The 22,274-nt window shown below is 69.4% G+C and carries 18 protein-coding genes; 4 read left to right on the top strand and 14 right to left on the bottom strand.

The annotated features are described in order from the left end of the window. Nucleotides 1-162: 162 nt before the first annotated feature. Nucleotides 163-2,931 (bottom strand): ABC transporter transmembrane domain-containing protein, encoded by a 2,769-nt coding sequence (locus tag ABD893_RS03460; protein ID WP_345076142.1) that lies wholly within the window; start codon nt 2,929-2,931, stop codon nt 163-165. Nucleotides 2,932-3,312: 381 nt separating this feature from the next. On the opposite strand from ABD893_RS03460, the gene ABD893_RS03455 reads away from it, so the two are divergent. Next, nucleotides 3,313-4,044 (top strand): DsbA family oxidoreductase, encoded by a 732-nt coding sequence (locus ABD893_RS03455; RefSeq protein ID WP_345076140.1) that lies wholly within the window; start codon nt 3,313-3,315, stop codon nt 4,042-4,044. Between the two features lie 5 nt (nt 4,045-4,049). Continuing rightward, a complete protein-coding gene (locus tag ABD893_RS03450) occupies nt 4,050-4,262 on the top strand; it encodes a hypothetical protein (protein ID WP_345076139.1) in 213 nt (70 codons plus the stop codon). A 94-nt stretch (nt 4,263-4,356) separates the two neighbouring features. Here ABD893_RS03450 and ABD893_RS03445 read toward each other — a convergent pair whose 3' ends face one another. From ABD893_RS03445 to ABD893_RS03415, 7 genes are all read right to left on the bottom strand, one after another. Continuing rightward, a complete protein-coding gene (locus ABD893_RS03445) occupies nt 4,357-5,307 on the bottom strand; it encodes a VOC family protein (RefSeq protein ID WP_345076138.1) in 951 nt (316 codons plus the stop codon). Between the two features lie 377 nt (nt 5,308-5,684). Further along, a complete protein-coding gene (locus tag ABD893_RS03440) occupies nt 5,685-6,992 on the bottom strand; it encodes a M20 family metallopeptidase (RefSeq protein WP_345076137.1) in 1,308 nt (435 codons plus the stop codon). A gap of 306 nt (nt 6,993-7,298) precedes the next feature. Next, nucleotides 7,299-7,988, bottom strand: coding sequence for an NUDIX hydrolase (locus tag ABD893_RS03435; protein ID WP_345076136.1), 690 nt, complete (start codon nt 7,986-7,988; stop codon nt 7,299-7,301). Nucleotides 7,989-8,157: 169 nt separating this feature from the next. Then, the gene (glpX, locus tag ABD893_RS03430) at nt 8,158-9,144 is read right to left on the bottom strand and encodes a class II fructose-bisphosphatase (RefSeq protein WP_345076135.1); all 987 of its coding nucleotides are present in this window, start codon (nt 9,142-9,144) and stop codon (nt 8,158-8,160) included. A gap of 137 nt (nt 9,145-9,281) precedes the next feature. Next, on the bottom strand, nt 9,282-9,731 hold the full coding sequence (locus ABD893_RS03425) for a DUF2871 domain-containing protein (protein WP_345076134.1): 450 nt from the start codon (nt 9,729-9,731) through the stop codon (nt 9,282-9,284). 154 nt (nt 9,732-9,885) lie between these two features. Then, a complete protein-coding gene (locus tag ABD893_RS03420) occupies nt 9,886-10,014 on the bottom strand; it encodes a putative transporter small subunit (protein WP_345076133.1) in 129 nt (42 codons plus the stop codon). Between the two features lie 136 nt (nt 10,015-10,150). Beyond that, nucleotides 10,151-11,869 (bottom strand): sodium:solute symporter family protein, encoded by a 1,719-nt coding sequence (locus ABD893_RS03415; RefSeq protein WP_425548329.1) that lies wholly within the window; start codon nt 11,867-11,869, stop codon nt 10,151-10,153. A 560-nt stretch (nt 11,870-12,429) separates the two neighbouring features. On the opposite strand from ABD893_RS03415, the gene ABD893_RS03410 reads away from it, so the two are divergent. Next, complete coding sequence (locus ABD893_RS03410) at nt 12,430-13,455, top strand: Gfo/Idh/MocA family protein (RefSeq protein WP_345076131.1); 1,026 nt, start codon at nt 12,430-12,432, stop codon at nt 13,453-13,455. Between the two features lie 248 nt (nt 13,456-13,703). Here ABD893_RS03410 and ABD893_RS03405 read toward each other — a convergent pair whose 3' ends face one another. From ABD893_RS03405 to ABD893_RS03385, 5 genes are all read right to left on the bottom strand, one after another. Beyond that, nucleotides 13,704-14,045, bottom strand: a complete 342-nt coding sequence (locus ABD893_RS03405) for a hypothetical protein (RefSeq protein ID WP_345076130.1) — start codon at nt 14,043-14,045, stop codon at nt 13,704-13,706. Between the two features lie 22 nt (nt 14,046-14,067). Then, the gene (locus ABD893_RS03400; RefSeq protein ID WP_345076129.1) at nt 14,068-16,494 is read right to left on the bottom strand and encodes a glycoside hydrolase family 3 protein; all 2,427 of its coding nucleotides are present in this window, start codon (nt 16,492-16,494) and stop codon (nt 14,068-14,070) included. Nucleotides 16,495-16,601: 107 nt separating this feature from the next. Then, the gene (locus tag ABD893_RS03395) at nt 16,602-17,543 is read right to left on the bottom strand and encodes a carbohydrate ABC transporter permease (RefSeq protein WP_345076128.1); all 942 of its coding nucleotides are present in this window, start codon (nt 17,541-17,543) and stop codon (nt 16,602-16,604) included. Then, nucleotides 17,543-18,559: an ABC transporter permease gene (locus ABD893_RS03390; RefSeq protein ID WP_345076127.1), complete on the bottom strand. Its 1,017-nt coding sequence runs from the start codon at nt 18,557-18,559 to the stop codon at nt 17,543-17,545. The genes ABD893_RS03395 and ABD893_RS03390 overlap by 1 nt, the downstream gene beginning before the upstream one ends. Beyond that, nucleotides 18,556-19,746 carry a glycoside hydrolase family 5 protein gene (locus tag ABD893_RS03385; protein ID WP_345076126.1) on the bottom strand — a complete coding sequence of 397 codons (1,191 nt, stop codon included), beginning with the start codon at nt 19,744-19,746 and terminating at the stop codon, nt 18,556-18,558. Before ABD893_RS03385 ends, ABD893_RS03390 begins: the two co-directional genes overlap by 4 nt. Before the next feature lie 50 nt (nt 19,747-19,796). Here ABD893_RS03385 and ABD893_RS03380 point away from each other — a divergent pair, with 50 nt between their 5' ends. Continuing rightward, nucleotides 19,797-20,447, top strand: a complete 651-nt coding sequence (locus ABD893_RS03380; RefSeq protein ID WP_345076125.1) for a TetR/AcrR family transcriptional regulator — start codon at nt 19,797-19,799, stop codon at nt 20,445-20,447. 6 nt (nt 20,448-20,453) lie between these two features. Here the strand turns inward: ABD893_RS03380 and ABD893_RS03375 are convergent, their stop codons facing one another. Then, complete coding sequence (locus tag ABD893_RS03375) at nt 20,454-22,136, bottom strand: extracellular solute-binding protein (protein WP_345076123.1); 1,683 nt, start codon at nt 22,134-22,136, stop codon at nt 20,454-20,456. Nucleotides 22,137-22,274: the final 138 nt, after the last annotated feature.

Here is a 22,274-nt window from a genome sequence, read left to right as displayed (position 1 = left end):
GCAATCAGGAGAGGAACAGGCCACCGGGCCGGTCGTGAGGCGACGAGTACTGGCGCGTGGTGACACGCTCTGGTCATATATCCGGAGCGTGCTCCCCATCGCCCGTGCTCGACCGCAATCCCGTCACGGAGGTCGCCTGCGCACCGCCCCACCCAGTCAGGCTCAGCGGGAGGTGTCGCCGGCCGCCCGGATCCAGGCTGCGAGCCAGCTGTCGGGGTCCTCGGCGAGCTGTGCGGGCGTGCTGTCCTCGGCGATGACGCCGCTCTCGAAGCACACCACCCGGTCGGTGCCGAGCACGGTCTCCGGATGGTCGCTGCTGATCAGCGCGGTGCGTCCCGCGGTGAGGGACTCCAGCGCACGCCGCACCTCCTCGCGCTCGGAGGGATCCAGCTCGGCATCAGCGCCGTCGAGCATCACCACCGGGGCGTCACGCAGCAGCGCCCGGGTGATCGCGATCCGGCGGCGCTGTCCCTCCGACAGGGCTGCGCCGCGGCGGGCGAGAGGTGTGTCGTAGCCCTCGGGCAGCAGGGTGATGAACTCATCGGCTCCGCTGCGGCGAGCGGCCTCGACGACCTCGCCGTCGGTGGCGCCTGGCCTGCCCACGCGGATGTTCTCCCGCACGCTCTCGCTGAGCAGCGCCGGCTCACGCTGCACGACGGCCATCGCGCTGCGCAGATCCGCGAGGGCGAGGGTGCGGGTGTCGTAGCGGTCCAGCAGCACCCGCCCGCTGTCGGGCTGGTCCAGGCGCAGCAGATAGGACAGCAGCGCGGAGGCTTCCGCACCGTCGCGCCCCACGAAGGCCACGTGCTGACCGGCCGGGATCACCAGCGAGACCTTCTCGAACAGCGGGCCCCGCGAGCTGGCAGCGCTGAGCGCCGAGTACACCACCTCGCCGGGCACGGCACCGAGCGCCTGGGCGCGCGGGGGCTCGGTGATCACGGGTCGGTCCTCGAACAGGGACCCGATCCGCGCGCCCGAGGCGGCGATGGCCCGCAGCCCGGTCGACTGGTGGACGACCTCTCGGGCCAGGACCACGGCGATCAGCACGGCAGCGATCACCATCGTGAGCTCACCGGGGGTCATGGTGCCGGCGTTCATGCGCCAGCCCCCCAGGAGCAGCGCGGCACCGATGCCCAGCCCGGCGACCAGTTCGCCGAGGAACCCACCCACAGCGCTGCTGCGACGGGCCGCGGCATGGGAGCGTGCAGCACGGTTGCCGAACTCGGCGAGGCTGTGCTGGGTCCGCTGCTCGAGGCCGTAGGACTGGATGGTGCGAGTGGCAGCGAGCAGCTCGTCGGCCGTCTCGGCGAGCACTGCCTCGTCTGCCAGGGCCCCCGTCTCCTTCCGCCGCTGCACGGACAGGGAGAGACGTGCCACCAGCGCATACAACCCGGCGGTGACAAGCACGATCGCAGCGGCGATCGGCTCGACGACCAGCATCATCACGGTCAGCGAGGCCAGTGCCAGCAGGCTGGCCACCAGGCGGGGGCCGGTGTGGGCGACCAGATCGCGCAGCCGTGCCACGTCCTCGATCAGCGGGGAGCCGGCGCGGTCTGATTCGTCGCCGTTGCGCCCGGGGCTGAGCAGATGGAGATGACCGAGCAGGCGGCCGCGCAGCGCGGTGGCGGCATGCCCGCCGATCCGGTGCAGGGCCCCGACCGACAGGGCGCGGAATCCTGCCTGCAGCGCCACCAGGGCAGTCAGCCCTCCGGCGGCGATCATCAAGGCGGTGCCGGGGTCGCCTCCGATGCCGGTGGGGGCAGTGGAGCCGGCGCCGGCCGCGGCGAGCGCCGCATCGATCGAGTACTTCAGCGGGAAGGGCAGCGCGACCAGCATCCAGACGCTCAGCACCAGGGATACCAGGCCGACGATCAGGGCTGGGCGGTGGGCCTGCAGATCCGGGAGCACCAGGTCGAGGGCGGCGCGGAGCGTGCCAGGGTGGCGAGCTTCCTGGCGAGCGGCGGGCTTCGAATCGGGCGCGGCTGCGGCCGGTGGTGGAACGGCGAGTGCGGCGGGGCTCGGCGACTCCTGCTCGGGCGCCGGGGTGGGGGCGGGGTCACCGAGGGGCACCGGAAATGCCGCAGGCATCGGGGTGGGGGCGGGCTTCGGGGGTGCCGCGGGCTTCGGGGTGGGGGCGGGGGCGGGGGCCGACGGGATCGGCTCGCCGGCAGCAGCCAGCGGGCTCGGCTCCGTGGCAGCAACCGGCGGCGTCGGCTCCGTGGCAGCAGCCAGCGGGCTCGGCTCCACCGGCGCAGCATCGTCATGGGCGACGTGCCAGCGCTCTGTGGAGTCCTGGTCGTCGGGGGCTTCTGCCACCGGCTCTTCACGCGTCTCCGGTTCGGGCTCCTCGTGCGCCTCGCGCGCAGGGTCGAGCACCGGGATCTCGTGGGTGGACGGCGTCTGCGCCCCTGCCGGTTCCTGCACCCAGAGGTCAGCCAGCAGGGCGTCCTCCATCGCCGGAGCCGGTGAACCCTCGGGCTGTGGCGACCCCTCCCCCGCGGAGTCGCGGGCGGCAGGGCGCCGGAAGGGGCGGGCCGTGGCACGGGGTGCTCGTCGCAGCCGCACCCCGCGCAAGGACGGTGAGCTGGGGCTGTGCGGAGAGACCTCGGCAGCGTCGGGGATGGCCTCGCTGCTGGCGGCAGCGCCGAGGCCGTCGGCGGGCTCCTCCGCGGAGTCATCAGCCTCCTGAGCAGCATCGTCGGCCGACGGATCCGGCTCCACCAGCTCGAACCGAGCCGGTGCGGCCACGCCCGCAGCCTCATCGTCTCCGTCGGAATCGCCCCAGGCGTCCCGCGCGAGCTCGTCCGACCAGGTCGGTGGGGCGGTGCGGCGCTTCGGGGAGCCGACCTCGATCCATGCGGGCTCTGCGGAGGGCGGGCCCTCGCTCGAGGCGCCGTGGATGGGGATATCGGGGGTGGCACGGGGGCTCATGCGCTCTGCTCCTCCTGGCATCGCTGGGCAGCTCGCCAGGCCACAACGGCGGTGGGGCCGAAATGTGGGGCTCGGTGAATCACGGTGGTCATGGCGGTCCTGAGAACGTCGGGAAGCAATACCCGGAAGCACGGACCGGGGCGGGGGCGCTCCAGTCTGTCATCGTCCGTGGCGATGCCCATGCTGACCGGCCACCGTGAAGTCCAGGTGAGACGTTGATGAGGATTTCCTCAGTCTGCGCCCGAGAATCTGCGCCAGCGGAGTCTGCGCCAGGAGCGGAAGCGGCCACGTCTCCCTGCCGCTCGACGCTCCCCCGCAGTAGAATTTTCAAGGAACCCGGCGGCCGTGCCGCCGCCACAGATCCCGCCGACGGAGGACCCGATGACCCAGACCCCTGAGAACCGGACCGCTGAGCATCAGACCGCGCCGAACAGCTCCGCCGAGCCCCTGATCACGGTCGATGTGTGGACCGACGTGGTGTGCCCCTGGTGCTACATCGGGGAATCTCGCCTGCACGATGCGATCGAGGCCGAGGGCCTCACCGACCAGGTCCACATCCGCGCCCACTCCTTCGAGCTGGATCCGACCTCGCCCACCGACAGCGTGAAGGACAACATCGCGCACCTGGTCAAGGCCAAGGGCATGGACGAGGCGAAGGTGCGGGAGATGGAGGAGCAGATCCAGGGGATGGCGCAGGAGATGGGTCGCGAGTACGTCACCGGGCGCCCGATGGCCAACACCCGCGGTGTGCACCGGGTGATGCAGGCGATCAGCGAGGCCCGCGGCGTCGATGCGGCGACGGAGTTCTTCATGCAGCTCCAGCGCGGCTACTTCACCGGCACTGTGAACCCCTTCGAGGCCGACGCCGTGATCGCCCGCGCCGTCGAGGCAGGTCTGGACGAGCAGGTCGCCCGGGCCGCACATGCCGGGCAGACGCATGACGACAAGGTCGAGGCAGAGGTGCGCGAGGCCGCCTCGATGGGCGCCCGCGGCGTGCCGTTCTTCCTGTTCAACGATAAGTACACCGCTCCCGGCGCACTCCCCGTGGAGTCCTTCCGCCAGGCGCTGCGGCAGATCGCCGACGAGACCCGGGCCGAGCGTGCCCAGGCATGAGCGGGATGTCGAACAATTCCGGCAGCGCCACCGACAGGGCCGACCCGTTGAGGGCGAGCACCGCAACGGCCGACGCGGAAGGCCTCGCCCCCGCAGAGAAGACGTCCGCTGCCGCTGAGGCGCCTGACTCCCCCGCGCCGCTGACCTCGCTCACCTCCCTGTTGGGCGGCACGATCGAGGCCGGGACGAGCTGCGCGGCGGACGGCACCTGCGACTAGATCCAGGAAGCACGACGCCCACCCGCGACAGCGAAGTGCCCGCACGCACCATCACGGTGTGTGCGGGCACTTCGCTGCGTGCGGGGTGTGCTGCTCAGCGAGCCAGCAGCTCCTCGGTGCTGGTGCCCGGCAGGCTGAGGGTCACCGGGGTGCCCCAGGGGTCTCGGACCGAGACGGAGCGGCCCTCGTCGCCGAAGTCGATGCCGGCCTTCTTCAGGCGGCCGGTCAGCGCGTCGAGGTCCGCCCGGGCGGGGAGGGTGATGGCGACGTCGGCCAGTCCCAGCCCGGCCGCGCGGGGCCCGGCGCCACGGCTGTTCCAGGTGTTCATGGCGACGTGGTGGTGGTAGCCGCCGGCGGCGGCGAAGAGGGCCCCGGGATGGTTGCCCACGGTGGTCTCGAAGCCGAGGGTGTCGATGTAGAACTTCCGCGCCGACTCCACGTCACCGACCTGCAGGTGCACGTGGCCGACGATGCCGGGGTGGATGCCCGGATCCGCCTGGGCCTCCTCGGTGAGGTGCTCGCCGAGGTACTTGTTCGGGTCGATGAACAGGGTGTCCATCGCGACTTCGCCGTTGACCCAGGTCCACTGGTCGCGGGGGCGGTCCCAGTACAGCTCGATCCCATTGCCCTCAGGGTCGGCGAAGTAGAACGCCTCGGAGACCAGGTGGTCACCCGTTCCGGCGAAGCGGGAGCGGGGATCCTGGGCGGCGCGCTGCACGGTTGCGGCGAGCGCTGCCTGGCCCTCGAAGAGGAAGGCGGTATGGAACAGGCCGGCCTGGCCGGGGTCCACTGCGGGCAGGCCGGGGGTGGCCACGAGCCGCACGAAGGGCACGCCGCCGCGGCCGAGGACGCGGTGGACCTCGCCGCCCACGCGGGCCTTCTCCTCGATCGGGGCCAGCGCGAGGGCGTTCTCGTAGTAGGAGCTCATCAGCTCGAGATCGCCGACACGGAGGGTCACGGCGTCCATCGCGAGATCGGCGGAGAGGTGCCGGTCATCCACTGCGCCGCTCCCGGTCGCGGGGAGGGTGAGGGGTGAAGAGGTCATGGCGATCCTTCCGATCGAGGTGTCGATGGATCCATCATCCCCCAGTTTGATAGAAAGTTCAATCATTGCGGGGTGTGGGGTGGCTCATCGACGTCTTCCCTACGGGTCCGGGCAGGATCCCCGGACAGAGTTCAGGGCGGTGAGCTCAGCTCACCGCCCTGCCCCCCAAGTCCGCTCTCCCCTGCCGACTCGGGGCCCTCCCGACCTCGACCCTCGAGCGACTCGAGGGGAGGCGTGGGTTCCACGATAGGCGGCCCGCCGGTGACTGTTCCGGGACCTAGTGCCCTCACCGGAGAGACCCACGGATACGACACGGAAGTACCAAACCTGCTGGTCACGGCGACCAGTCGGACCCTTGAGGCGGGACCGCCCCCTCCTCAGGCGGGCGCTCCGCCCTGCTCCGGGCGAGTGGCGCAGTCCGCGGCCAGCTGCGCCGCGCGCTCCAGGATGAGTGCGCGGGAGTCTGCGTCTGCGGCGACGTCGCGGATCACCCAGGCCATCGCGACCGCAGCGTCATCCATCAGCCGAAAGCCCTCTGCAGAGGCGGCATGGGCTGCGAACTCGCGCGTATGCAGCGCTCCCCCGGCACCGGTGATGCCGACGAAGGGGTGCAGGCCGGGCACCCGCTGGGTCACGTTGCCCATGTCGGTCGAGGCGGCCATGATGCCGAGCGAGCCGTTCAGCGGCCGGCCGAGGCGTTCCATCGCCGCATTCCAGGCGGTCCCCAGCAGTTCGTCCTGACGCAGCGGCTCGTAGACGGGCTCGGTCTGCTCGATCTGGACACTGGCACCGGTCCCGACCGCGCCCGCCTCGAGGCAGGCGAACAGCGCATCGCGCAGCACCTCGAACTCGGGCATCGTCAGCGCCCGGCATTCGAGGTCGATCACGGCGGTCTCAGGGACGATGTTGGTGACGCCCGACTGCTGCGGGACCAGGGCCAGGCGCTGGCCGTCCTTGATCCGCTGGCGCAGCAGCCCGGCCGCGACCTGGGCGATCACGGCGGCGTCGTTGGCGTTGATTCCGTCGGTCGGGTTCGCGGCGGCGTGCGCACCACGGCCGGTGTAGGTGGCGCGCCAGCGGCCGACGGCCTGGCTGGTCGAGCCCAGCACGTCATAGGTGTCCGTGTGCGGAGTGGGGTGGCTCATCAGCGACAGGTGCACGCCATCGAAGACCCCGCGCTCGATGAGCAGCTGCTTGCCTCCGCCATGCTCCTCCGCGGGAGTGCCGATCACCTGCAGCGTCACGTCCAGCTCGTCCACCACCTCGGCCAGCGCGAGGGCCGCGCCGAGGGACGCGCCGGCGATGAGGTTGTGCCCGCAGCCGTGCCCGATCCCGGGCAGCGCGTCGTACTCCACGCACAGCGAGGCCACCAGAGAGCCCGAGCCGAGAGTGGCGCGGAAGGCCGTGGGCAGCTCGGCGATCCCCCGCTCGACGACGAACCCGGCCTCTTCGAGCAGATCAGCGCAGCGGTCGTGGGCGCGGCGCTCCTCGAAGGCGGTCTCCGGATCCGCGTGGATCTCGCGGGCGAGGGCATGGACCCGTTCGCGTTGGGCGGCATAGGCGGCGGCGAGGGCATTCTCGGCGAGGTCCGGGCGGGGGCTGTCGGGAGCGCGAGTGCTGTCGCTGGTGCGGGTGCTGTCGCTGGTGCGGGTGCTGTCGCTGGTGCGGGTGGCGTCATCGATCACCCGTTGATCCTGCCATGGAGCCCCCCGTCTCGGGCGGAGAGGCTCACAGTCGCGAGACTCACGGCGGCAGCGGCTCGGAGCGAAGAGGGCCCCGGAGCCAGGGCGGCGCAGTGGCACGGCCGTGAGTGTTACAAAGTGGGTGGATAGCGGAATCTATTCCCCCACTCTGCATCGCTGGCGCGGGGTAGGGGGCGCTGGCCAGGTCGAGGGCGCGGGGTGTGGGCGCGGGGCGCTGGCGAGGGCGAGGTCGAGGGCGCGGGGCGGGGGCGGGCGCGGGCGAGGGAGTGCGCGAGGGTGGGGCGCGGCTCAGTCGCCGATGCGCAGCAGCGGCGGCACGAGGTAGTTGCCCTGGCCCGCGCAATAGAGGCGCGCCGGGCGGCCTCCGGTGGGTGCGGCGTGCCGGTCCAGCTCCACGAGGAAGCCCTCGGTGCGGGTGGCCTTGCGGTGGAAGTTCCCGGCGTCCAGGGTGGCGCCCCAGACGCTCTCGTAGACGCCGCGCAGCTGCGAGACGGTGAACTCCTCGGGCAGGAAGGTGACGGCCAGGGTCGTGTACTCGAGCTTGCTGCGCGCGCGCTCGATCGAGGATTCGAGCACGGCGGCGTGGTCGAAGGCCAGCGTGACCTCGCCGAGGTCTGCGAGCGCCCACCAGCGGGCGTCGGCCACGTCGTCGCCGCGGCGGGGGTCCGGGAGGTCCGCGCCGAGGGCCATGAAGGACACCGAGACGACGTGGCCGCGGGGGTCGCGTCCGGGGGCTCCGAAGGTCTTCACCTGCTCGAGGTGGACGGCGCCGCTGCCGAGCGAGGCCTCGTCGGCCAGCACCCGGTGGGCGGCCGCGTCGAGATCCTCGCCGTGCTGGATGAACCCGCCGGGAAGCGCCCAGGCGCCGCGGTGAGGTTCGTCCTCACGCTGGATCAGCAGGACGTTCAGCGCACCGTCCCGGAGGGTCAGGACGGTGAGGTCGACGGCGACGTGGATCTCGGGTGCGGTGGGAGCCATGTGTCCAGATAAGCATAGTTATGGTCAGCTTGACTTCAACTGCAAGGCGACTCACAGGTAGCAACCGTGCGGTCGACGCCCGCCGGGCCCGACAGCGCGGGGGCGGGCGCCCACCCCCGACCCCCAGCCCCCGGCCCGCGACCCCGACCCCCGGCCGCCAGCTGCTGGCTCAGTCGGTGAGCCAGCGGCTCCACTTCTCTGCGTGGTGCTCCGCTTCCACGATCCGCACGGTGCCGGAGGTGGAGCGCATGACGATCGACTCGGTGATGATGCGGTCGCCGCGGTACTGCACCCCGCGCAGCAGGTCGCCGTCGGTGATGCCGGTGGCCGCGAAGTAGCAGTTGTCCGTCGCGACCAGGTCATCGGTGGTCAGGACCCGCGCGAGGTCATGCCCGGCATCGATCGCCTTCTGCTTCTCGGCGTCGTCGATCGGGGCCAGCCGGCCCTGGATCATGCCGCCGGTGGCCTTGACCGCGCAGGCGGCGATGATGCCCTCGGGGGTGCCGCCGGTGCCCAGCAGCATGTCGACCCCGGCGCCGCGGGCCGCAGCGATAGCCCCGGCCACGTCACCATCCATGATGAATTTGACGCGCGCGCCGGCGGCCCGGATCTGGTCGACCAGCGGCTCGTGACGCGGGCGTTCGAGGACGCACACGGTGACCTGGTTGACCGGCTTGCCGAGCGCCTTGGCGACCAGCTTGATGTTCTGCTCGACCGGGAGCCGGAGGTCCACGAACTCGGCGGCTTCGGGGCCCACCACCATCTTCTCCATGTAGAACACGGCCGAGGGGTCGTACATGCTCCCCTTCTCCGCGACCGCGAAGACCGCGAGGGCGTTGTTGTAGCCCAGCGCGGTCAGGCGGGTGCCATCGATCGGATCCACGGCGACGTCGACGTCCGGGCCGGTGCCGTCGCCCACGGACTCGCCGTTGAAGAGCATCGGGGCCTCGTCCTTCTCTCCCTCGCCGATGACGACGGTGCCGTTCATCTGCACGGTGTCCATGAAGGAGCGCATCGCGTCGACCGCTGCGCCGTCGGCCAGGTTCTTGTCCCCCGCACCGACCCAGCGTGCTCCGGCGATGGCGGCGGCCTCGGTCACGCGGACCAGTTCGAGGGCGAGGTTGCGGTCGGGAGCGTTGGAGGCGGGGGTGATCATGAGGTCTCCTCGTCGTCGAGTTCAGGGCGATGTCATGGCCCGGACCTGCCGTTCCGACAGGCCGAGCGGTGCCTGACGTGCTCCTCGGACTCTACCCGGAGGGGGTGGCGCGCGAGGGGACTCGGGCCCTCCCGCTCTCAGGCGGTGACGGACTCCCGCTCCCCTGCCATGGCGCGGTCCTTGAGTGCGGCGCGCAGGGCGACGAACAGGGCGACCAGGCCGGCGGTGAGGATGATGTGTCCGAGGCCCGCGATGCCGGGGATCGCGGCGGTGGTGGTCGCGGGGTCCTGGCCGTCGAGGGTGAGGATGCCGCGCACGCCCTGCATCACCACGGTGAGCAGCAGGCCGATGTTGTAGGTCCAGTAGAAGACGCTGAAGGAGCGCCGGCCCGAGAGGGAGAGGACGGCATCCAGCGCCAGCACGATCAGGAAGACCAGCATCCCCAGGGCGAGGAAGTGGGTGTGCAGGGTGCTGAGCTGGGTGTCGACCCCGAGGGTGTCAGTGGCCTTGGTGTACTCGCGGTAGAAGAGGCCGGAGGCCACGCCGAGGATCATGTAGACGAATGAGGTGCTGAGCAGTCGGTTCATGTCATCAACACTAGAAAGCGTGCCGAGTCCTGTGATCGGCCAAAGGGTTGATCTGCGCTGGTCCGTGCAGGACGGCGCCCGCCGTCCCCGACAGTGCGGGGGCGACGGACGCCGTCGTGGTGCATGGCCCGGGACCGGGTCAGACAGTCCCGGATCAGACGATCATGCGGCCTTCGTCGCGGGCTTCCTTGGCGTCCTTGGCGAAGCCGCGGACGATCGTGATCAGGATGCCGAGCACGAGCACGGGCCACATCAGCACGTAGATGGTGAGCAGAGCGGTCATGACTGTTCTCCTCTCAGAGGGTGCGGACCGGCCGGAGCACGGTCACGCGGGGGACGGAGCGGCGGCCGGTCCGGTTGCCGCGAATGGATGGCGCAGCCGCCACGAAGGGGTGGCGCAGTTGCCGTGGACGGGCTGATCAGCTGTCGGTCGAACGCCCCACAGCAGCGGTGGCGCCCGGGAGGTCGATGTCCTCATCGGCGGTGAGGGTCTCGTCGTCGAAATCGCCGGTGACCTTGCGGATCGAGGAGAAGTCGAAGTTCTGCGTCGACCGGAAGCTCAGCAGGTAGCAGACCAGGAAGGAGACCGAGTAGGCCACCAGCGAGCCGGAGAGGGTCTCGAAGTCGCGCAGGTAGCCGAAGCCGAAGGGCAGCACTGCGAGGATGGAGACGACGCCGACGATCACGGCCACGCGCTTCCCGAAGAAGCCGAAGCTCATGATGCCGAGCACCACGCCCACGCCGATGATGGCGAGCAGCTCGACCACCAGTGCCCAGGCACCGGTGATCGGGATCAGCGTGAACCGCACCGGCAGGAACACCACCAGGGCGGCGATCACGGAGAGCGTGAACGCCTTGTTGGTGACCTTCTTCCAGTAGAAGGAGGCGATGACCGGGAACACCAGGCAGCCCCACAGCGCGCCGACGAAGACCAGCAGGTCCAGGATGTTGAACTTCGCCGTGGCGAAGTACAGGGCCAGGCCCGTGGCGACGATCATCGTGAGGCGGCCGATGAGGATCATCAGCTTCGGGTTCACGTTCTTGCGGCCGACGGACTGGCCGTAGATGTCTGTCATCACGATCGAGCTGAGCGCGGCCAGGTCGGAGTCTGCAGTCGAGGACAGCGAGCCGATGATCATGATGAATGCGAGCGCGACCAGCGCGACGGGCAGGTAGGTGCCCACCATCTGCGGCATCAGGTTGTTCACATCGCCGCCCATGGGCTCGACGCCCAGGTACAGCGCCATCACGCCCAGCATCCCGATCCCGATCACGGTCGCGCCGTAGCCGATCGTGGCGGTGATGAAGGTGGGCTTGATGAGGTCCTCGCGCACGGCGAAGAGGCGCTGGGCGATGGTCTGGTTGCCGATCGCGTAGGCGAGCACGGCGGCGATATACGGCGCACCCTGGTTCATGAAGGCGTCGGAGGAGAAGAAGCTCTCCTGCTGCGGCGTGACGTGGCCGGCTGCCACACCTTCGGCGAATATCGACGGGCCGCCGGCGAGGAGGAACACGGCCGGGATGATGATGACGGCAGCGCCGAGCATCGCCACCACCTGTGCGAAGTCAGTGAGGACGGAGGCGCGGAAGCCGGACCACAGGGTGTACATCAGGACCCCGGCGGCGATGATGAGGATGCCGTGACCGAAGTTCAGCGGGGAGAGCATCGCGATGATCGCGCCCCCGGCGATGAAGTTCGAGGTCAGGGAGATGACCGAGCCGAGCACGTTGGAGCCGGCGAGCATCAGCTGCGAGGAGCGGCCGTGGCGGGCGTACATCACCTCGGCGAGGGTGTGGGCGCGCGGGGCGACTTTGCGGATCCGCTTGCCGAAGGGGTAGATGAACAGGATCATCAGCGCCCCCCAGAGCCCGTAGTGGATGGGGCCGGAGACGCCATAGGTGTAGCCGGCGGTGACCGAGGCGTACATCGAGGACGCCCAGATCCAGGTGGCGGTCATCGAGGCGGCGGAGACGCCGAAGCCGATCTTGTTACCGGCGGTCATGTAGTCGTCGGCGTTCTCCTTCTTGCGGGAGATGGAGACGGACATCCACATCGTGGCGCCGTAGAACAGGATCAGGAGGAGCAATACTCCGACGATTCCGAGCTGGACGATCTCACCTGAGGGCGCGGGCGGCACTGGGCTTCCTTTCATTGCGGACAACTGGTCTCCTGCAACCGGTCATCCGCGCACGCTGTTCAGAGCGCGCTGGCATCAGGGCGGAGCCCTGCGGGGCCGACCGGCAATCGACCCCCTCGCACGAGCCGTTCTTCGTCCACCCGGGCGGCGCCTGGCGCCTGCTCCGGGGACGGGACGGCGGCCGCAGCTCTTCGGCCCTCCCGGGACGGTCCGCGGCTCACATCGCACGTGGAGCCGTATAGATACTCGCACAGTGCATGCCGCTTGGCTACCGGGCGGGTAACATATCGATAAACTATGCAGGTCACAGCGCGTAAACTTTTTGTCGGACAAACTGATTCCGGGTAGCTTTTCAGTCGATCTGCATGTCGATGCACTCTGCGTTCCCCTCGCCCGCTCGCCTGCATCCTTCCCGTCCGCTCGCCCGCCTCCTCCCCGTCTGCACTCTCCCCAGAAGCGTCGAATGCATCCGATGGCATCTACTCGCTCTCCCGCAGACGCCCCACGTAAAGTGCGGACATCGACGTCGGTCGCATCGGTGCGGCCAGAAATGAGGAGACATGAGCGCCAGGCGCATCGGACTGATCGGGTGCGGCGACGTCTCGGTCGTGCACTTCGAGGCGATCCGGGACATCGAGGGACTCGAGCTGGTGGGTGTCGCCGACACTGACCCGCAGGCGCTCGCCCGCGCCACCGAGGCCACCGGGGTCCCCGGCTTCACCAGCACCCAGGAGCTGATCGATGCCCTGAAGCCCGACGCGGTGCACGTGACCACCCCGCACGACGAGCACATCAACCCCACCCTCACCGCGCTGGCCGCCGGGGTGCATGTGCTGCAGGAGAAGCCCCTCGCGCACACCCTCGAAGAAGGACAGCGCCTGGTGGACGCCCTGAAGAGCGCGGGTCCCGATGCTCCGAAGGTGGGCATCTGCTTCCAGAACCGCTACAACCTCGCCAGCGAGCGCCTGCGCGAGCTGCTCGCCTCCGGTGAGCTCGGCGCGGTGCGCGGGGCCTGGGCCTCGGTGGTGTGGACCCGCAGCGCGGACTACTACCGTGCCAAGCCCTGGCGCGGCACCTGGGCGAACTCCGGTGGTGGCCTGCTGATCAACCAGGCGATCCACACCCTGGACCTGGTGCAGTGGCTGCTGGGCGGCGTGGAGCGCACCGACGGGCACGTCGCGACCCGCAAGTACGGGGACGTGATCGAGGTCGAGGACACCGCGGAGCTGCTGCTGCATCACCCGGGCGGCGTGACCACGTCCTTCTACGCGACCCTCACCGCCCCCCAGCACCGCCCCGTCGAGGTCGAGCTGGACTGCGAGAACGCCTACGTGACGCTGCGCGGCGGCACCGATGGCGGGCTCACCATCCGCTGGGCCGACGGGCGAGTGGACACGATCGGCGAGCGCTCGGTCACCTCCGGCGGCCGCTCCTACTGGGGCGTCTCCCACGAGCTGCTGATCCGGGACTTCTACGAGCACCTCGAGGACCCCGAGCCCTTCTGGATCGGTCCGCAGGAGGCGATGGCCTCGCTGGAGATCCTCAAGGAGGCCTACCGGCTGAGCGGCGTGGGCGCGGGCGCCTGAGCTCTCCGTCCTGAACCCGGTGGCCTGAGCTCTGCGGCGACCGCAGGACCGCAGGCCCCCTGCCTTCCGGGCCCCGTCGACGCACCGACGGGGCCCGGACTGCTCCGCCGGCGCGGCGCTGGTCGACGAGTTCGGGCTTGCAGGACTCCGGGCTCGCGGCCGAGCAGCAGCCCGGGCCGGGGCACCTGTCCATCGCGACGGCGCGGAGGAATCGCTCGCCCTAGCCCTCTGCGACCAGTTCTGTCTCCTCAGCCGCGGGAGAGCTCGACGGAGCGCACCGTTGTATTGCCCTTGGTGTCCACGAAGACCAAGTTGCTCCCCACCCGGTAGTTGGATGCTGCATTGTTCGCAATCCTGAAGGTCTTCATCCGCTCGTCGAAAGTTCCGTCGAGATAGGTCTCAGTCACCGTGATCCTGAGCTCGTTCTCCCTGCCCGGCAGACGGGTGACGACGGCGATCATCCCGTTGGCGCCCAGCACCTCGCTGTTGGCGGCAAGGCCCGTGATCTCCGGGGCGACGGGCTCGGCGCTCGGCGCGTCGGCTGCCTGACGTCCTGCCTGCGCTTCGATCGCGATGCGGAGCGTGTCCACCCCTGTCGCGGAGTTCGGCCGCTCACTCCTCGCGGCGCTCCACGATGCCACTGCGCAGCAGGTAGCGCAGCACGTTGCTCGCCGTGCGCTGCATCTCCCCCAGGGTGAGGCCGTCCTCGCGGGCGAAGGAGTCCATGATCGCGTCGTCCCGAGTGGTCCCGAAGTGGACCTTCGCCCCGGGCATCAGCACATCGACCTGCGCCCGCACTCGGTAGGCGCTGTCGCGCAGGGCCGGGAAGTGCGGATCGGGCTCGTTGCGCATCCACCAGTCGGTGACGACATTGCCGTCGTAGCCCCACTCCCCGCGCAGCACCGTGGTGACGAGGTCGTAGTGGTAGTGACCCCACACCCCGTTGATGCGGTTGTACGAGGTCATGAGGTTCTGCGGGGGCGCGACACGGACCAGGATCTCGAAGCCGCGCAGGTAGATCTCCCGCAGGGCACGCTCGGAGACCCGGGAGTCGCTCACGGTGCGCTGGGTCTCCTGATTGTTGGCGGCGAAGTGCTTGGGGCAGGCGGAGACCCCCTGGGACTGCACCCCGGCCACGATCGCACTCGCCATCGCTCCGGTGAGCAGAGGATCCTCCGCGAAGTACTCGAAGTTCCGCCCGCACAGGGGATCGCGGTGGATGTTCATCCCGGGGGCGAGGATCATGTCGGACCCCTTGTCGAGCATCTCCTGACCATGCAGCACCGCCAGCTCGCGCACCGCCTGGACATCCCAGGAGGATGCGAGCGCGGTGCCGCACGGGAGCAGCGCGGCGATCGTCGCCAGCCGCAGCCCGGAGGGCCCGTCGGTCGTGGTCGCGGGCGGAATCCCGCGACTGCGCAGGGCTTCGGTCACCCCGCCCAGCGTTCCGGCGTTCCCGGGAGCCCCCAGGGGGCTGTCCATCACGAGGTCGCCGTAGGCGAGGCTGGTGAGCTCCTCGGGGCTCAGCGTCGCGACGAAGTCCGTCAGCTCCGCTCGCCCGGCGATCACATCCTCGAAGCTCACCTCCGACCCGGCCTCAGTACCCGCAGCAGGCACGAGCGCGGGCGGGAGGCGGTCCAGGATCCGCTGGGCGAGATCGACGCTCGCGGTGGGCACCGGCTCCCAGCCCACCTGCGCGCGGCCCTCGGCGTCCCGCTCCATCACCATCCGGTCGAAGCCGTGGCCGGGCTGGACCGCGGCGACCTCCTCCAGCTGCCGCACCACCTGCAGCTCCCCGAGGTGGATAGAGCCTGCCAGGGACGCCTGCCGCACGTCGGCGCCGACGAAGACGCGGTACTCCCCCGGCTCGAGCACCCAGGCGCTGCGGTGTCCGGTCGCGCCGGTGTCGTCGTAGCTGGCCAGGTCCTCGAGCTGGACGGTGAGGGGAACGTTCTGGTTCTGGCCGGGCTCGAGCTCGGTAGTACGGGCGAAGGCGGCGAGGGAGCGGGCAGGCTTCGACAGCGCGCCATCCGGGGCCTGGACGTAGAGCTGGACGACCTCGGAGCCGCTGCGCGCTCCGGTGTTGGTGACGGTGGCCTGCACGGACAGTCCGGCGTCGGTGGCTGCGACTCCCGACGCGGCGATCTCGAAGGAGCTGTAGCCGAGCCCGAAGCCGAAGGGGAACAGCACCTTCTCCTGTGCGAAGGTCTCGAAGTAGCGGTAGCCGACGAAGATGTCCTCGACGTACTCGCTCACCTCCGGGTCACCGAAGTTCCCGGCCGAGGGGTAGTCCTCGTAGCGGTGGGCGATGGTGTCGGTCAGGCGTCCGCCGGGCTCGACTGCCCCGGTGAGCACGTCGGCCGCGGCGCGCCCGCCCTCCATCCCACCGGACCAGGCCAGCAGCACTGCGGAGAGCGGGAAGTCCTCGACCCAGGAGAGGTCGATGACGTTGCCGGTATCCACCAGCACCACGGTGCGCTCGAAGCTGGTGGTGACCTGGTCCAGCAGCTCTCTCTCCGCGGTCGAGAGGTAGTACGCGCCCGGCTCGAGGACGTTGTCACGGTCCTCGCCGGCTGCCCGGCCGATCACCACCACGGCGCTGTCATTGCGCGCGGCGGAGGCGGCGATGATGCCCGCCGCGAGCTCCGGCTCGGGGAAGGAGCGGGGCCACTGCCCCCAGTCCTGGCCGGGATCTGCGGGATGCTGCGCGGAGAAGGCCTCGTAGAGGGCGGCGAGCTCCTCGTCGACGATGACCTCGCCGCCCTCCCGGAGGGAGTCCAGCAGGTTGGTGACATACGGCGGGTTCACATCGCCGCCGGAGCCGTAGCCCACCGCGATCCAGTCCTTCTGGATGCGGCCGAAGACGGCCACCCGCGAACCCTGTGACAGCGGCAGCACGCCGTCGTTGCGCAGCAGGATGGTGCCGCGGGCGGCAAGGGAGCGGGCTCGGGAGGCCAGCTCGGGGTCGACGCGCTGCTCTGCATCGGGAGCAGCGGCGGTCACGGCGGTGGAGGTCTGCGAGAGCAGGGTGTCGGTCATGGTGCAGGCACTTTCGTCAGCGGCACCGCCAGAAGCGGGCCGCGGGATGGAGCAGGCCGATGACGGGCCAGGGGTGAGGAAGGGCAGGGGCCCCGGGTGATGCAGGGTCAGCCCTTGATCGCCCCCGTGAGCACACCCTTGGTGAAGAACCGCTGCGCGAAGGGATAGACGATGAGGATCGGGATCGTCGCGACCACCACGATCGCCATCTGCACGGTCTGGGCAGGCGGGGCGGGACGGTCCGGGGCCTGGAGATCGCTCATCGCATTGCCCTGGACGACGTACTGGTTCAGCACCAGCTGGATCGGCCACTTCGTGGTGTCGTTGATGTAGAGCAGGGCGTTGAAGAACGAGTTCCAGTAGCCGACGGCATAGAACAGGGCGATCACCGCGAGCACCGCCTTGGACAGCGGCAGCACGATCGAGCCGAAGATCCGGAACTCGCTGGCCCCGTCGATGCGAGCCGACTCGAGCAGCTCGCTGGGCAGCTCCATGAAGAAGTTGCGCATCACGATCATGTTGAAGGCGCTGATCAGCCCCGGCAGGATCAGTGCCCAGTAGCTGTCCAGCAGGCCCAGCTGCTTGATCAGCAGGTAGTTCGGGATGATCCCGGCGCCGAAGAACATCGTGCACAGCACCAGCACCATCGCGCTCTTCGCATAGGGGACATCGCGGGTACGGGTGAGCCCATAGGCGAGCGTCGAGGTGAACAGCAGCGACAGCAGGGTGCCGACGATCGTGATCCCTGCGGTGACCAGCAGGGACCTGGTCACCACGCCGCCGGCGAAGATCGATTCATAGGCCGCACTGGAGAACGACGTCGGGATCAGCTGCCCGGAGGTCACGGAGCCGGCGTCGGCGAAGGAGAACAGGATGACGTACAGGAACGGGTAGAGCATCACCACGGCGATCATCGCGATGGCCGCCACCTTCAGCGCCTGCATCGTGGGCGAGGGGGTCCCCATCCAGGGCGGACGCCCTGGGGATCGGCGGGGGCCCTTCGCGCGGCGGGGCGCGGCGGGCTGGGCGATCTGGTCGATGACGGCCATCAGAAGATTCCTCCGGTTCCGAGGCTCTTCGCGATGCGATTCGCGAAGATGACGAGGACAGTGGCGATGACGCCCTTGAGCAGTCCGGCGGCCGCGGAGAGCCCCCAGTCACCGCCGGCGATGCCGCGGAAGTAGACGAAGGTGTCCAGCACCTGCGCCGCATTCGCGCCGACAGCGGGCTGTTGCAGCAGCAGTTGTTCGAAGCCGACGGTCAGCACGTTGCCCACGGTGAGGATGAGCAGCAGGGAGATGACGGGCACCAGGCCGGGCAGGGTGATGTGCCACATGCGCCGCCAGGAGCCGGCGCCGTCGGTCGCGGCGGACTCGTACAGCTCGGTCGGGATCGCCGAGATCGCGGCGAAGAAGATGATCGTCCCCCAGCCGATGTCCTTCCAGATCACCTGGCTGACCACGAGGATCTTGAACGTCTCGGGGTTGGTCATGATGTTGACGCCGTGGATCCCGATCGCCTCGAAGAGCTGGGCGACCGGGCCCGCACCGCCGAGGATCTTCTGCCAGATCGCGATCACGATCACCCAGGAGATGAAGTGCGGCAGGTAGACGACGGTCTGGATGATCCGCTTGATCCCCTCCCCCAGCAGGGAGTTCAGGAACAGCGCCAGGATGATCGGTGCGGGGAACGCGAAGACGATCTGCAGCAGCGAGATGACCAGGGTGTTGACGACGGCGCGCAGCACTTCGTCGTCGGTGAAGAGGTTCGCGAAGTTCTGCAGTCCCACCCACTCGGACTCGAAGACGCCCCGGAACGCGGAATAGTCCTGGAAGGCGACCACATTGCCCGCGAGCGGGACATAGGCGAACAGCAGGAAGAACAGCACACCGGGCACGATGAACACATACATCTGCCACTCGCGCTTCATCCGCTGCCACCGGGACCGGGACCGAGGGCGCGGTGGCCCCGCAGGTGGCTCGGGGTGCGTGGGACTCTCCTCGGGGACGCTCGCGACCGCCTGCGCGATCGCCGGGGACTCGACGTCCCGTGCTCCGATGCTCATCGAAGGATTCCTTCCTGGGCCGCGCCGGGGGCGCGGGTGGTGGGTGAGGGGCTGGAGATCCCCGGGAGCGCGTCGAGAACGGCCTCGCGCGGGGTGCACCGGGCGACGGGCAGGTTCTCGAGCAGCTGGTCGAAGATCTCCTGGGCGTGCGAGGGCGCGGGGCCCTGCTCGGACGTCCCCCAACCAGCGGCGAAGCGGATGATCTCCTCCCAGCGCTCGGGTGGGGTGATGATCTGCGGCGAGGTGTCGCGGGCGATCTTCTTCCAGGTCCAGAACGTCCAGGGGATGTCGTGCTGCTCGAACAGGCCGAACGCGTCGGAGTACCACTGATCGTCGTTCTCACCGCTCTCCCCCATCCACAGCGGAAGGCCCAGCCGTTCGCGAAGATCGAGATGCTGCTGGATGCTCTGAGTCGTCGGTTCCGACCAGTACTTGTGGAAGTGGACGCAGGAGTTCTCGTCCCAGATCTGATCGATCCCCTCGAAGCGGGTCGCCCAGTTCCAGCCTTCGATGGAGAGCAGATGGTGGGGGTCCGCCTCGCGGATCACCGCGATCACGTCGCGGTAGAACTCCGCCAGCCGCGGCACCAGGGCTGCGTGCTTCTCCGGCAGCGGTTCGTTGAGCAGGTCATAGGCGCTGACGGTGGGCTCATCGGCATAGCGCTGTGCCAGCAGCCGCCACAGGCGCAGCCCCTGCTGGTAGGCGGCGGGGTCGGTGAAGAGCTCGGGCAGGCGACGCGGTGAGTCGTCGATGTTCTCGCCGGTCTGGCCTCCGGGGGCGCCGTGGAGGTCCAGCACGCAGCTGATCCCCGCCGCGCGGCACCAGTCGATCGTGCGATCAACGTGCGCGATGCCCTCGTCGATCAGATCGTGGCCGTCGAACAGCGCGCGGGCATTCAGCGGCAGCCGCACATGGTCGAAACCGGCAGCCGCGATCTGGGTGATGTCCTGCGCCGTGAGGAAGCGCGCTCGATACTTCGCCCAAAACTCCGCGGCGGCGGCGGCCCCGAGCAGCTCGGTGACGAGCTGCTCGATGCGGCGCGGCGAATCGACCGGTCCCTCCAGGTCCCACATATATCCCTCCGGCAGCAGCCAGCCACCCAGCCCCATGCCGCGCCGGAAGGGGAGCGCTCCCTCAGGAGCGACGATGCTCGCCCCCTCGCGCCGGTAATACCTCGACTGCGTCATCCCTGGTCTCCTGTTCCTGGCCATCGAGCGGAGGCGCTAAGGTGCCGAACATGCCCAGCGCCTCCATGGATCCGGCCGATGCCTCCCTCGGCCCCCGAGCTCGTCGCTCTGCGCTGCGCCGCAAGGAGATCCTCGAATCCGCCGCCCGCACCATCGGCCAGCGCGGCTACGCGGGGGCCACGCTGGCGGCGATCGCCGAGGATGTCGGCATCTCCGCCCCGAGCCTCCTGCACCACTTCCGGAACAAGGAATCCCTGCTCACAGAGCTGATCGACTACCGTGACGACGTCTCGCGGGACATCGGGGGAACGTCCTTCGACGCCGGCGGGCAGGCGGCGCTGGACCACCTCGGCGACACCGCCGCCGCCAACACCGCCAACCGCGGGCTGACCCAGCTGTACGCGGTGCTCCTCGGCGAATCGATCACCGAGGGGCATCCCGCGCAGTCCTACTTCCGGGATCGTCTCGCGGGGCTGCGGGTCATGGTGCGCGACGCGATCCTCACCGCCGTCGCGGATCCGACGATCGCCGAGGCCGATGTCCTGGAGACCTCGGCGGCGATCGTGGCTGTGATGGATGGCGTGCAGTACCAGTTCCTGCTCGACCCCGGCGCCGTGGATATGACCGCGGTGACCCGTCGCACCATCCGGGCCCTGCTCGCCGACCTCAGGAGCGGCTCCGCGATGGGCGATGAGCACTGACATCGCTCAGGACGCCTCGTCGAGCGCTGCGGTGTACTCGTCGCAGAGGGTCTGCCCGCCGCCGCTGAGCCATGCCTCGCGGTAGGCCGCCAGCTCGCTGAGCGGGCGCCGACCGGTGATGAAGCCGTTGCGATAGTCCTCGTTCAGAGAATCCAGCTTCGCGTTGAGGGTCGCGGCGCTGGGTGCGATGGTCCCGGCCACCGGGTTCGGGACGGTCGCCGAGACGAGCTGCTCCATCGTGGTGCGGAAGTTGTCGACGTAGTCGGTGAGGGTGGCGCCGATCGAGAAGATCGGCGAGTTGAAGGCGCCCAGCCACTGCAGCGCCGCCCGGTCCGCGTCGGCCTGCTCGTCCTCGAGCCCGACGACCTCGTGGTCCGGTCCGAACTCATAGTTCACGCCCTCGGTGCCCGAGCCGATGAACAGGGCCTCCTGGGAGCCGAAGGGGGCACGCCAGTAGTTGATCACGCCCAGCAGGGCGTGCAGGCGGGCCTCGTCCTCGGCGGCTTCGGCGGAGATCGCGACGATGCCCCAGTAGCCGTCGTCGCGCTGGATGACGATGTCCCCGCCATCGAAGGCCGGCGGCACGAAGAACTCGGGCTCGGCCTCCGGGGTGGAGTCGACGACCTGGCCGATGATCGGGTTCCCGAAGAAGCCGTTGAAGGAGTCGATGGTCAGGGCGATCTGCCCGGTGGTGAACAGATCCGGCAGTTCGCCGCCGATCCCGTCGGGGTGGATGACCCCGGCATCCCACAGCTGCTTCTCGAACTCCATGACCTGCTCGAAGGCATCGGTCATCAGCACATTGGTGACCTTGCCGGCGTCATCGAGCTGCCAGGTGGTGCCCGCGCGGAACATCCACTCGAACATGGCCTGCTCGTTGCCGCCGATCGTGGACATGCCCCAGATCTGCTTGCCGTGCGCGGTGCCGAGGCCGGCGATATCGGTCATCACCTGCAGCCACTCCTCCGCCGTGGACCCCATGGAGTCGTGACCGGCCAGACGCATCAGGTCGGCGCGAACGAGCGGGAAGTTGGTGAGGAAGGGGTTCTCGTTCGGGACGCCGTAGATGTGGCCGTTCTTCGCGGAGACCTGCCAGGCGTTGGTGGAGACGTTGGCCAGGTTCGGCCACTTGAGGATGTTGTCCCCGGAGAGCACCTCGGAGAGGTCCGCGAAGGCTCCATCGGCGAGCGCGCGCTGGCCGATCGCATCGGTGTCCTGCACGAAGGACAGATCCGGCACCGAGCCCGAGGCGATGGTGGTGGAGAACTTGTCGTTGTATCCGTCGGCCGCGGTGAGCGTGGGGGTGAAGGTGACGTTCAGCCGCTCCTCCAGGGCCTGCCAGTACTCGTTCTGCTCGCGAGGGCGCGGCGGTGCGCCCCAGAGGACCTGGAAGGTGGTGACCTCGTCGCCGGTGCCCGGCGCTTCGTCGACGGAGGTGAAGTACTCCTTCAGGGGCGAGGTGAAGATCATCGGCATGCCTTCCACCTCGGAGGCGATGCCGCCCTCCGGGACCGGAGGCTCGACGTGGGTGGGCAGCGTGAGCGCCTGTTCCTCGAAGCCGCCGGAGCCGGATCCTCCTCCGGAGGAGCTGCCGCAGGCGGCGAGCCCGCTGACGGCGAGGGCGGTCGCGCCGAGTCCGAAAACGGCACGGCGGGAGGGGCGGAACGGGCGAGGCGAAACGTTGGTCATGACGCTCTCCTTTGAGGTCGACAGGAACGGGATCAGCCAAACACCTAACGAACGTTAGGCGTTCATGTCGAGGAGCGTACAGGGACGCCGCAGGCTTGTCTGTGACTCCGGTCGTCACGATCGGGTAACGGCTTCCGA

Source organism: Brachybacterium paraconglomeratum (genome assembly GCF_039541415.1).
Taxonomy (GTDB): Bacteria; Actinomycetota; Actinomycetes; order Actinomycetales; family Dermabacteraceae; genus Brachybacterium; species Brachybacterium paraconglomeratum_A.
This window is presented reverse-complemented; position numbering and strand designations above follow the sequence as displayed.